At 73.0% G+C, this 11,802-nt stretch carries 12 protein-coding genes; 10 read left to right on the top strand and 2 right to left on the bottom strand.

What is annotated here, in order from left to right:
* Positions 1-140 precede the first annotated feature (140 nt).
* Both UW392_RS51860 and UW392_RS51865 read left to right on the top strand, forming a co-directional pair.
* Entirely contained in the window at positions 141-1,268 is a 1,128-nt protein-coding gene (locus UW392_RS51860; protein ID WP_320782418.1) for a ferrochelatase, read from the top strand.
* A gap of 25 nt (positions 1,269-1,293) precedes the next feature.
* Positions 1,294-2,127, top strand: coding sequence for an inositol monophosphatase family protein (locus UW392_RS51865; RefSeq protein WP_320782427.1), 834 nt, complete (start codon positions 1,294-1,296; stop codon positions 2,125-2,127).
* A 95-nt stretch (positions 2,128-2,222) separates the two neighbouring features.
* Here UW392_RS51865 and UW392_RS51870 read toward each other — a convergent pair whose 3' ends face one another.
* The gene (locus UW392_RS51870) at positions 2,223-2,396 is read right to left on the bottom strand and encodes a hypothetical protein (RefSeq protein WP_320782419.1); all 174 of its coding nucleotides are present in this window, start codon (positions 2,394-2,396) and stop codon (positions 2,223-2,225) included.
* Positions 2,397-2,790: 394 nt separating this feature from the next.
* On the opposite strand from UW392_RS51870, the gene UW392_RS51875 reads away from it, so the two are divergent.
* From UW392_RS51875 to UW392_RS51890, 4 genes are all read left to right on the top strand, one after another.
* Positions 2,791-3,444 (top strand): response regulator transcription factor, encoded by a 654-nt coding sequence (locus UW392_RS51875; RefSeq protein WP_190902981.1) that lies wholly within the window; start codon positions 2,791-2,793, stop codon positions 3,442-3,444.
* Positions 3,445-3,449: 5 nt separating this feature from the next.
* On the top strand, positions 3,450-4,679 hold the full coding sequence (locus tag UW392_RS51880; protein ID WP_320782420.1) for a HAMP domain-containing sensor histidine kinase: 1,230 nt from the start codon (positions 3,450-3,452) through the stop codon (positions 4,677-4,679).
* Between the two features lie 424 nt (positions 4,680-5,103).
* Positions 5,104-5,400 (top strand): DUF4193 domain-containing protein, encoded by a 297-nt coding sequence (locus tag UW392_RS51885; RefSeq protein ID WP_003993510.1) that lies wholly within the window; start codon positions 5,104-5,106, stop codon positions 5,398-5,400.
* 13 nt (positions 5,401-5,413) lie between these two features.
* On the top strand, positions 5,414-6,322 hold the full coding sequence (locus tag UW392_RS51890; protein WP_320782421.1) for a hypothetical protein: 909 nt from the start codon (positions 5,414-5,416) through the stop codon (positions 6,320-6,322).
* A 197-nt stretch (positions 6,323-6,519) separates the two neighbouring features.
* On the opposite strand, the gene UW392_RS51895 is transcribed toward UW392_RS51890, so the two are convergent.
* Positions 6,520-6,984, bottom strand: coding sequence for a DUF3093 domain-containing protein (locus tag UW392_RS51895; RefSeq protein WP_320782422.1), 465 nt, complete (start codon positions 6,982-6,984; stop codon positions 6,520-6,522).
* Positions 6,985-7,050: 66 nt separating this feature from the next.
* Here UW392_RS51895 and UW392_RS51900 point away from each other — a divergent pair, with 66 nt between their 5' ends.
* The 4 genes from UW392_RS51900 to UW392_RS51915 all read left to right on the top strand — a co-directional run.
* Entirely contained in the window at positions 7,051-7,635 is a 585-nt protein-coding gene (locus tag UW392_RS51900; protein ID WP_320782423.1) for a hotdog fold domain-containing protein, read from the top strand.
* On the top strand, positions 7,632-8,201 hold the full coding sequence (dut, locus tag UW392_RS51905; protein WP_320782424.1) for a dUTP diphosphatase: 570 nt from the start codon (positions 7,632-7,634) through the stop codon (positions 8,199-8,201). Before UW392_RS51900 ends, dut begins: the two co-directional genes overlap by 4 nt.
* Before the next feature lies 1 nt (position 8,202).
* Positions 8,203-8,964: a DUF3710 domain-containing protein gene (locus UW392_RS51910; RefSeq protein WP_320782425.1), complete on the top strand. Its 762-nt coding sequence runs from the start codon at positions 8,203-8,205 to the stop codon at positions 8,962-8,964.
* A gap of 294 nt (positions 8,965-9,258) precedes the next feature.
* Positions 9,259-11,802, top strand: a 2,544-nt coding sequence (locus UW392_RS51915) for an ATP-binding protein (RefSeq protein WP_320782426.1), incomplete at its 3' end; no start/stop codon positions are given.

An 11,802-nucleotide genomic window follows, 5' to 3' on the forward strand; every position in this document is an offset into this window, starting at 1 on the left:
CGGTCCGGGGCACGCGCGCGTGGCGGACGGGCGGGGCACCCGCGCGTGCGGAGCGGTCGCGCGTGCGGCCGGAGGCGCCCGGCGCGCCCGTAGGACCATGCCGCTGCCCGGCTGTCAGTGGAGGGTGGCAGGATCGAGGCATGCCAGACGTGCTCGATGCCCACCCCTACGACGCCCTGCTCCTGCTCTCGTTCGGCGGCCCGGAAGGGCCGGACGACGTCGTCCCGTTCCTGGAGAACGTGACGCGCGGACGCGGCATCCCCACCGAACGCCTCAAGGAAGTCGGCCAGCACTACTTCCTCTTCGGCGGGGTCAGCCCGATCAACGACCAGAACCGCGCGCTCCTTGACGCCCTGCGCAAGGACTTCGCCGAGCACGGCCTGGACCTCCCGGTCTACTGGGGCAACCGCAACTGGGCGCCCTACCTGACGGACACCCTGCGCCAGATGGTCCAGGACGGCCGCCGCCGCATCCTGACCCTCGCCACCAGCGCCTACGCCTCCTACTCCGGCTGCCGCCAGTACCGCGAGAACCTCGCCGACTCCCTGGCGGTCCTCAAGGAGGAAGGGCTGGAGCCGCCGGTCGTCGACAAGCTGCGGCACTACTTCAACCACCCGGGCTTCGTGGAGCCGATGGTCGACGGCCTCGTCGCCTCCCTCGCGGACCTCCCCGACGACGTCCGCGACGGCGCGCACATCGCCTTCACGACGCACTCCATCCCGACCTCCGCCGCCGACACCTCCGGACCGGTGGAGGACCACGGCGACGGCGGCGCCTACGTCCGCCAGCACCTGGACGTCGCCCAGGTGGTCGCCGACGCCGTCCGCGAACGCACCGGCGTCGACCGCCCCTGGCAGCTCGTCTACCAGTCCCGCTCCGGCGCCCCGCACATCCCGTGGCTGGAGCCCGACATCTGCGACCACCTGGAGGAGCGGCACGCCGCGGGCGTCCCGGCCGTCGTCATGGCCCCCATCGGCTTCGTCTCCGACCACATGGAGGTCCTCTACGACCTCGACACGGAGGCCACCGCCAAGGCCGCGGAGCTGGGCCTGCCGGTGCGCCGCTCGGCCACCGTCGGCGACGACCCCCGGTTCGCCGCCGCGGTCCGCGAGATGGTCCTGGAGCGCGCCGGCACCGAGCGCGGGCGAAACGTCACGCCGTGCGCCCTGGGCGCCCTCGGCGCCAGCCACGACGTCTGCCCGGTGGGCTGCTGCCCGGCCCGCACCCCCCGCCCCGCCGCCGCGGGCGCCGACAGCCCCTACGCGTGAGGAACCCGTGACCGACGTGACCGACGTGACCGACCCCCTCCACGCCGAGCTGCTGGAGATCGCCCGGGAGGCCGCCCGCCGCGCGGGCGAGCTGCTGCGCGACGGCCGCCCCGCCGACCTCGCCGTCGCCGCCACCAAGTCCAGTCCGATCGACGTCGTCACCGAGATGGACATCGCGGCGGAGAAGCTGATCACCCAGCTGATCGCCGACCGCCGTCCCGACGACGGCTTCCTCGGCGAGGAGGGCGCCTCCAGCGAGGGCACCAGCGGCGTCCGCTGGGTGATCGACCCCCTCGACGGCACGGTGAACTACCTCTACGGGCTGCCGACCTGGTCCGTCTCCATCGCCGCCGAACAGGACGGCGAGACCGTCGTCGGCGTGGTCGCGGCGCCGATGCGCGGGGAGACCTTCCACGCCGTACGCGGCGGCGGGGCCTTCGCCACCGGCCCCACCGGCCCCACCGGCTCCTGGGAGGGCGAACGCCGCCTCTCCTGCCGTACCGCGCCGCCGCTGGACCAGGCCCTGGTCTCCACCGGCTTCAACTACGTCGCCGAGGTCCGCACCCACCAGGCGGACGTCGCCCGGCAGCTGATCCCGCGGCTGCGGGACATCCGCCGCGGCGGCTCGGCCGCCGTCGACCTGTGCGACCTCGCCGCGGGCCGCCTCGACGGCTACTACGAGCGCGGCCTGCACCCCTGGGACCGTGCCGCCGGCGACCTGATCGCCCGGGAGGCGGGCGCCCTCACCGGAGGCCGCCCCGGCGAGCGCCCCACGGACGACCTCACGGTCGCCGCCGTCCCCGGCGTCTTCGAACCCCTCCAGCGGCTCCTGGAGGAGCTGGGCGCCTGGCACGACTGACCCCGCTCCCGCCCCTCGGTCAGGGGCCCGGACAGCACGCACCCCCGGCGCTGGATCGACGCCGGGGGTGCGTGCTGTCCGGGCTGGTGGCCTGGTCAGCCGCCGAACGCGGCCACTTCGACGCCGTGCTCGGCGGCGAGGCGGCGGAGGTCGTCGAGCTCACCGAGTTCCACCTCGACGAGGAAGTCGTCCCCCTCGTCACGGGCCCGCGACAGGTCGGACTCGGTCGTCTTTATGCGCTGCAGAAGTCCTGTGGTGAAAGCGTCCATGCTGCGCCCCCTCGTCCTGGATCGTGGGTCGATGGCACGGGGGTGTGCCGTTCGGAAGGGGCGATCACGTCTCTGACAGGTGCCCAGCGCCGCTCGGCCGGGCGGCGACGGTGCCGGACACCCACGCCCGCTCTGCGGCTGACGGTCGCTGCGCACCGCTGGACGTGCGGTACAGACAGAGCGTGATCGCGGGGTGTAAAGCCGTCCTCCCCCGGCTCCCTTCCGCGGAAACCTCAACCACCCGAGAAAATCCCGCATTCCCAGCGGGCTCTCCCGCCTTACAGCCGACTTATGGCCGAAAAGGGCAGGATGGAGGTCAACACACCCACCAGACCCCTGCCCGCGCGCGCCCGCAGCAAGGACCGCCGGGCCGGACACAGGAAGGACAAGCGACGTGCGCGTACTCGTCGTCGAGGACGAGCAACTGCTCGCCGATGCGGTGGCCACCGGACTGCGCCGGGAGGCCATGGCCGTCGACGTCGTGTACGACGGTGCGGCCGCCCTCGAGCGCATCGGCGTCAACGACTACGACGTGGTCGTCCTCGACCGTGACCTCCCGCTCGTGCACGGCGACGACGTGTGCCGCAGGATCGTCGAGCTGGGCATGCCCACGCGCGTGCTGATGCTCACGGCCTCCGGCGACGTCAGCGACCGGGTCGAGGGACTGGAGATCGGCGCCGACGACTACCTCCCCAAGCCCTTCGCCTTCACCGAGCTGATCGCGCGCGTCCGCGCCCTCGGCCGGCGCACCAGCGTGCCCCTGCCGCCGGTCCTGGAGCGCGCCGGGATCAAGCTCGACCCCAACCGCCGCGAGGTCTTCCGCGACGGCAAGGAGGTGCAGCTCGCGCCCAAGGAGTTCGCCGTCCTGGAGGTCCTCATGCGCAGCGAGGGCGCCGTCGTCTCCGCGGAACAGCTCCTGGAGAAGGCCTGGGACGAGAACACCGACCCGTTCACCAACGTCGTGCGCGTGACCGTCATGACCCTGCGCCGCAAGCTCGGCGAGCCGCCGGTCATCGTCACCGTGCCCGGCTCCGGCTACCGGATCTGATCCCCGTGGCAGCGTCCCCCGCGCCTCCCCAGGCGCCTCCGAAGCCCACCTGGGACCCGCCGACGGCCTCTCCCTTCCCGTGGCTGCGCCCGACCATCCGGATAAGGCTCACGCTGCTGTACGGCGGCATGTTCCTGATCGCCGGCATCGTGCTGCTGTCGATCATCTACCTGCTGGCGGCGCAGGCGCTGAACGTCGGCAGCGACCTCCCGTTCAAGATCACCGAGGGCAGCGTCACCAGCAACACGTGCAACCTGCCCTCCAAGGCGTCGCCCGAGGTCTTCAACTCGGCGATGAACGACTGCGTCAACGAACAGCGCCAGCACGCCCTGGACAGCCTGCTCAGCCGCTCGCTGCTGGCCCTGCTCGGCCTCGCCGTGATCGCCTTCGCGTTCGGCTACGCCATGGCCGGCCGGGTCCTGTCGCCGCTCGGCCGCATCACCCGTACCGCCCGCGCGGTGGCCGGCTCGGACCTGTCCCGCCGGATCGAGCTGGACGGCCCCGACGACGAGCTGAAGGAGCTGGCGGACACCTTCGACGACATGCTGGAGCGCCTCCAGCGGGCGTTCACCGCCCAGCAGCGCTTCGTCGGCAACGCCTCCCACGAGCTGCGCACCCCGCTCGCGATCAACCGCACGCTGCTGGAGGTGCACCTCTCCGACCCGAACGCGCCGGTGGAGCTCCAGCAGCTCGGCAAGACCCTGCTGGCCACCAACGAGCGCAGCGAGCAGCTCGTCGAGGGCCTGCTGCTGCTCGCCCGCAGCGACAACCAGATCGTCGAGCGCAAGCCCGTCGACCTCGCCGAGGTGGCCAGCCAGGCCGTCGACCAGACCCTTGCCGAGGCCGAGACCAAGGGCGTGGAGCTGCGCGGCCGGCGCGCGCCCGCCGTCGTCCAGGGCAACGGCGTACTGCTGGAGCGGATCGCCCTGAACCTGGTGCAGAACGCCGTGCGGTACAACGTCGCCGAGGGCGGCTGGGTCGAGGTGACCACCGAGGTCGAGCCCGGCCAGGCGCTCCTGGTGGTCACCAACACCGGACCGGTGGTCCCGGCGTACGAGATCGACAACATCTTCGAGCCGTTCCGGCGGTTGCGCACGGAGCGGACGGGCAGCGACAAGGGTGTCGGCCTCGGCCTGTCCATCGTGCGCTCCGTGGCCCGCGCGCACGGCGGGCACATCTACGCGCAGCCCCGCGAGGGAGGTGGGCTCGTGATGAGGGTGACCCTGCCCGTCTGAGGCGGCCCGCGAATCTGAGATCATGTCGCCGATCACCGCCCCGAGGTCCGGGCTTGTTCGCTTTGCGCGGAATTTTCGGACCACTGCTCCGGTGTTCGCGTGTGTGATCGATCACAGCGGCGCTTTTCAGGCCATCTACTCTCCGTGATCATGCACCCTGTCGTAAAGCCGGGAAAATCCCGGTTTTCGGGGGGCCTGATCACGGGAAGTACAGGGTGGGACGCCTTTGGCGTGCGGTATTCGGACCGTGTACGGTCCCCATCGCCATCCAACCCGATCACTCAAGCGGAGTCCGGTTGGGTGTCGATTGAGTAACAGACCTTGATGTGAGGCAAAATCTCCGCCTCAGGTCGGGCACAAGTCCGGCCTCTCACGCGTTACGTGCGCTGGAGACACCGCAGACACCCAGAGGGGGAGAGCGACCATGGCAACCGATTACGACACTCCACGCAAGACCGACGACGACGTCGACTCGGACAGCCTCGAAGAACTGAAGGCTCGCCGGAACGACAAGTCGGCCTCCGCCGTGGACGTCGACGAGTTCGAGGCCGCGGAAGGACTCGAACTTCCCGGAGCCGACCTCTCGAACGAGGAGCTGGCAGTCCGAGTACTGCCCAAGCAGCAGGACGAGTTCACATGCATGAGCTGCTTCCTGGTGCACCACCGCAGCCAGCTGGCCCGGGAGAAGAACGGCCAGCCGATCTGCCGCGACTGCGACTGAGGCGGGGTCGGCCGTGACTGGCTCGACCCCTCCCTGGAAGCGCCGCTTCTCCAGGAGAGGAGCGGACGAAGGGCCGCCCGGCGGCCCGAACCGCGCGCGTGACGACGAGCGAGGCCCGACCGTCCCGGGGTCGGCCTCGCTCGAACCGGCAGCCGACCGGGCTGACCTCCCGGAGCCGGTGCCGACCCCCGCGCCCGCTGCCCGACGCCGGGCGGCGGCGTTCCGGGAGAAGGCGACAGAAGGCGTCCGCAAAGGCGGCGACCGCGCCAGGGCGGCCCTGGCGCACCTCGCCGACCGCATCATCGAGATCGCCCCGCGGGTCCCCGTACGGGACCTGGCGACGCTCCGCGAGCAGTTCCCCGGCCTCGGGCCCGAGGAGCTCGCCGACAAGCTGGTGACCGGCGCCACGAGAGCGACGGCGACCGTCGGCGCGGGCGTCGGCGCGGCGGCGGCGTTCCCCGTCCCGCCCGCCATGCCCACCGAGCTGGCCGCCGAGGTCACGGGCGTCGCGGCCATAGAGCTGAAGCTGATCGCCGAACTCCACGAGGTGTACGGCGTACGCCCGCCCGGAGCGCTCGGCCAGCGCAGCGCCGCCTATCTGAGCGCCTGGTCCGAGGAGCGCGGGATCGACGTGACCAAGCCGTCGAGCTTCGGCGCGGCCATGAACGGCCAGGTCAAGCGCCAGCTCCGCCAGCAGATCATGAAGCGCACGGTGCGCAACCTGCCGAACCTCATGCCGTTCATGGTGGGCGCGGCCGTCGGCGCCGTCATGAACCGCCGGGACACCCGCAAGCTCGCCGACCGCATCCGCGCCGACCTGCGCAGGAACCAGGTCCCCTGGGACGCGCTGCCCGCCCTGCCGGCCCTGGAGGTCCCGCGGGACGCCCTGGAGCTGGGCGACGGGACGGACCGGCCGGCCTGAGAACGAGCACGACGGCGGCCGGCCGAGCCACTCGCACGGCTGCCGCGGGGCGGGCGGGGCCCACTGCCGCAGGAGTGGGCAGGGCCCACCGGATCACACGGCCGCCCTTCCTGCGGAGACCGCGGGCCGCACGCGCAGGCGGCGGTCAGGGGAGCGGCGTTCCGCGCGGCCGCCAGGGGTGCCGTCCGCCGTGGCGGCTACGCGGCGGCGGGCTTCGCCGCCCTCAGGGCTTCCGCCAGGCGTTCCGGCTCGCGCGTCGACAGGTACAGGTACGGCGTCGGGTCGTCGGGGTCGGTGACCTCGACGCGCAGGGCACCCGGGATGTAGGCACGCAGCAGCAGGAACGCACGGGTGTCGGCCTTGTACGTGCGCCAGGCGCGGGCCTCCTCCGCGTCCAGTACCTCCGACTCGCCCAGCGCCGACACCGGGATCTTCGCCTCGCCCGCGATGAGCGAGTCGCCGACGACGCGGATGCGTACCGACCCGTACGAACTGACGACGACCGCCGACGCGGCCGTGCCGCAGGCCAGACCGCCCAGGATCGGGAGCGTGCCGAACGGCACCAGGACCAGGGCGATCGCGAGCCCCACCAGGAAGCAGAGCAGCCACCAGGAGCGGGGCGCGGTGAGACGTTCTTCGTACGGGGCGGCGGAGAGCTGCATGACGCCAAGCTTGGCACGCGATCGGCGCGGGTCCGCAGCCAGGTGGGGCAGGTAAGGTCTGCGCCTGTGAGTGGTACTTCCCCGGCCCTTCAGCCCCCCGCCGACGCCGTCGCGCCCGTCCGGCACCCCGACGCCCCCGCCCCCGGCGAACTGCTCGGCGCCCACTACGGCCAGTGCTTCGGCTGCGGCGGCGACCAGCCCCACGGACTGCACCTGGCGGCGCGGGCCGGCGAAGGCGTGTCGATCACCGCCGAGTTCACCGTGCGCCCCGCCCACCAGGGCGCTCCCGGCCTCGCCCACGGCGGCGTGCTGGCCAGCGCCCTCGACGAGGCGCTCGGCTCGCTCGGCTGGCTGCTGCGCGTCATCGCGGTGACCGGACGGCTGGAGACCGACTTCGTACAGCCCGTGCCCGTCGGCACCACCCTCCACCTGGAGGCCGAGGTCGTCGCGGTGGCCGGCCGGAAGATCTACTCCACCGCCACCGGCCGCATCGGCGGCCCCGACGGGCCCGTCGCCGTCCGCGCGGACGCTCTCTTCGTCGAGGTCAAGGTCCGGCACTTCACCGACAACGGCCGTCCGGAGGAGATCCGGGCCGCGATGGACGATCCCGACCAGCTCCGCCGGGCCCGCGCCTTCGAGGTGAACCCGTGAGCGACGGCGCCCGCACCCCCCGCACCCCCCTCGACGTACTGATCCGGCGCGTCGACGAGGACGTACCGCTTCCGGCGTACGCCCACCCCGGCGACGCCGGTGCCGATCTGCGCACCACCGTCGCCTGTGAACTGGCCCCCGGTGAGCGGGCCGTCCTGCCCACGGGGGTGTCGGTGGCCCTGCCCGAGGGGTACGCGGCCTTCGTGCACCCCCGGTCCGGTCTCGCCGCCCGCTGCGGTCTCGCCCTCGTGAATGCCCCGGGGACGATTGATGCCGGGTACCGTGGGGAGATCAAGGTGATCGTGGTGAATCTCGACCCGCGCGAGGCCGTGCGGTTCGAGCGCTTCGACCGGATTGCCCAACTGGTCGTCCAGCCGGTCGAGAGGGTCCGCTTCCACGAGGTCGCGGAGCTTCCCGGCTCGGTGCGGGCCGAGGGGGGCTTCGGGTCCACCGGCGGGCACGCCGGCGCGGACCCGGCAAGCGGCACAAACGGTCGGGTCGCCGAGGGCGGCCCGACGGGTGGGAATCGATACGCTTCGGTCGTATCCGACCGGGAAGGACAGTGACGTGTTCGGACGTCGCAAGAAGAAGGGTGCCGCCGAGGACGCGGCCGGCGAGGCCGAGCAGGTCGTCGACAGCGTCGACAGCGTCGGCACCGAGGCGGACGGAAAGGCCGAGCGGGTACGGCTCGAACCGGAGCCGCGGCCCGACGGACCCTGGGACAGCACCGAGGTCCGCGACCCCGCCGAGGGCCGGGTCGACCTCGGCGGTCTGTTCGTACCGGGCGTGGACGGCATGGAACTGCGTGTGGAGGTCGCGGGCGACGCGATCGTCGCGGCCACCGTCGTACTGCGCGACAGCGCGGTCCAGCTCCAGGCGTTCGCCGCGCCCAAGCGCGAGGGCATCTGGGGCGAGGTCCGCGAGGAGATCGCCTCCGGCATCACCCAGCAGGGTGGCATCATCGACGAGGTCGAGGGTCCCCTCGGCTGGGAGCTGCGGGCCCAGGTGCCCGTGCAGCTGCCGGACGGCACGGGCGGCTTCCAGGTCGTGCGGTTCGTCGGCGTGGACGGCCCCCGCTGGTTCCTGCGCGGCGTGATCTCCGGCCAGGGCGCGGTGCAGCCGCAGGCGGCCGGCCTGCTGGAGCAGATCTTCCGGGACACCGTCGTGGTCCGCGGCGAGGGCCCGATGGCGCCCCGCGACCCGATCGTCCTGAAGCTGCCGAACGACGCGCAGATGGTGCCCGAGGGCGTGCAGCAGGAGGAGGGCTCCCGGTTCGCCGGCGGCATGGGCCAGCTGCAGCGCGGACCGGAGATCACCGAGGTCCGCTGAGCGCGGCGGGCGCCGGTCCGCACACACGAAGAGGGCCGCGCCCCGAGGGGCTGCGGCCCTTCGCCGTGGGCGGGGCGGTGAGTGGCCGGCCGCGGATGCGTCGTGGCTTGTCCGTCGTGGCTTGTCGCGCAGTTCCCCGCGCCCCTGAAGGGGCCCGCACGCCCGCGGTGACGGTCATGGCCGTCAGGGTTGCGTCAAAGACGCTCCCCGCCCGGCATCCCGTCCGTTCTGCCCCGGTCGTCCGCCGTAGGGTCGACGCTGCGCAGTCAGCGCGGGGCGGAAGACAATGGGGCCATGGGACGCGGCAAGCTACGGATCTACCTCGGTGCGGCACCGGGCGTCGGCAAGACCTACGCCATGCTCTCCGAGGCCCACCGGCGGGTGGAGCGGGGCACCGACTGCGTCGTGGCCTTCGTGGAGCACCACGGCCGCACCCGCACCGAGGTGATGCTGAGCGGCCTGGAGGAAGTGCCGCGCGCGGAGCTGGAGTACCGCGGCACGGTCTTCTCCGAGATGGACCTGGCGGCGGTGCTCGCCCGGCGGCCCCGCGTGGCCCTCGTGGACGAGCTGGCCCACACCAACGTCCCCGGCGCGCGCAACGCCAAGCGCTGGCAGGACGTCGAGGAACTGCTGGCCGCCGGCGTCGACGTGATCTCGACCGTCAACATCCAGCACCTGGAGTCGCTCGGCGACGTGGTCGAGTCGATCACCGGCGTACGGCAGCAGGAGACCGTGCCGGACGAGATGGTGCGCCGCGCGGACCAGATCGAACTGGTCGACATGTCGCCCCAGGCGCTGCGCCGCCGCATGGCGCACGGGAACATCTACCAGCCCGCCAACGTCGACGCGGCCCTCTCCAACTACTTCCGCCCCGGCAACCTCACCGCACTGCGCGAACTGGCGCTGCTGTGGGTCGCCGACCGGGCCGACGAGTACCTCCAGCAGTACCGCAGCGAGCACCGGGTCTCGAAGATCTGGGGCTCCCGCGAGCGGATCGTCGTCGGGCTGACCGGAGGTCCCGAGGGCCGCACGCTCATACGCCGGGCGGCGCGGCTGGCGGAGAAGGGCGCCGGCGGCGAGGTCCTCGCCGTCTACATCGCCCGCAGCGACGGCCTGACCTCCGCCTCCCCGAAGGAACTGGGCGTCCAGCGGACCCTGGTCGAGGATCTCGGCGGCACCTTCCACCACGTCGTCGGCGACGACATACCGGCCGCCCTGCTGGACTTCGCCCGCGGCGTCAACGCCACCCAGATCGTCCTCGGCTCCTCCCGCCGCAAGACCTGGCAGTACGTCTTCGGGCCCGGCGTCGGCGCCACCGTCGCCCGCGAGTCCGGACCCGACCTCGACGTGCACATCGTCACCCACGAGGAGGTCGCCAAGGGCCGCGGACTGCCGGTGGCCCGCGGCGCGCGGCTCGGCCCGGCCCGGCTGCTGTGCGGCTGGCTCGCCGGCATCGGCGGACCGCTGCTCCTCACCCCGCTGCTGGACAGCGTCCACCTCGGCCTCGCCAACGACGTCCTGCTCTACCTGGCGCTGACCGTCGCGGCGGCCCTCCTCGGCGGGCTCTACCCGGCGCTCGCCTCGGCCGCGGTCGGCTCGCTGCTGCTGAACTGGTTCTTCACCCCGCCGGTCAGCCGCATGACCATCTCCGACCCCGTCAACATCCTCGCCCTGGCCATATTCGTCGGCGTGGCCGTCTCCGTGGCCTCCGTCGTCGACCTGGCGGCCCGCCGCACCCACCAGGCGTCCCGGCTGCGCGCCGAGTCCGAGATCCTCTCCTTCCTCGCCGGGGACGTGCTGCGCGGCGAGACCAGCCTGGAGGCCCTGCTGGAACGGGTCCGGGAGACCTTCGCCCTGGAGTCGGCCGCCCTGCTCGAACGCGAGAGCGACGTCGCGCCGTGGACCTGCGCGGGCCGGGCCGGCAACGGACCGCCCGTGGAACGCCCCGAGGACGCCGACGTGGACATGCCCGTCGGCGACCACATGGCGCTCGCCCTGACCGGCCGGGTGCTGCCCGCCGAGGACCGCCGGGTGCTCGCCGCCTTCGCCGCCCAGGCCGCCGTCGTACTGGACCGGCGGCGGCTGCGCGAGGAGGCCGACCAGGCGCGCACGCTGGCCGAGGGCAACCGCATCCGCACCGCGCTGCTCGCCGCCGTCAGCCATGACCTCCGTACGCCCCTGGCCGGGATCAAGGCGGCCGTGTCCAGCCTGCGCTCCGACGACGTCGCCTGGTCCGAGGAGGACCGGGCCGAACTGCTCGAAGGCATCGAGGAGGGCGCGGACCGCCTGGACCACCTGGTGGGCAACCTGCTCGACATGTCCCGGCTGCAGACCGGCACGGTCACCCCGCTGATCCGCGAGATCGACCTCGACGAGGTGGTGCCCATGGCGCTGGTCGGGGTGGTCGAGGCCGAGGTCGAGCTGGACGTCCCCGAGACGCTGCCCATGGTCGCCGTCGACCCCGGACTGCTGGAGCGGTCGGTGGCCAACCTGGTCGAGAACGCCGTCAAGTACAGCCCGCCCGGCCGGAGCGTCCTGGTGGCCGCCAGCGCGCTCGGCGACCGGGTCGAGGTACGGATCGTCGACCGTGGCCCCGGCGTCCCCGACGAGGCCAAGGACCGCATCTTCGAGCCGTTCCAGCGGTACGGCGACGCGCCGCGCGGCGCCGGGGTGGGGCTCGGCCTGGCCGTGGCCCGCGGCTTCGCGGAGGCCATGGGCGGCACCCTCGACGCCGAGGACACCCCCGGCGGCGGCCTCACCATGGTCCTCACCGTCCGCGCGGCGGGCCCGGCCCGCGCCGCCGCACCGGCCGCCGCCGTACCGGCCGCCGCCGTACCG

The organism is Streptomyces sp. CRN 30, assembly GCF_034105845.1.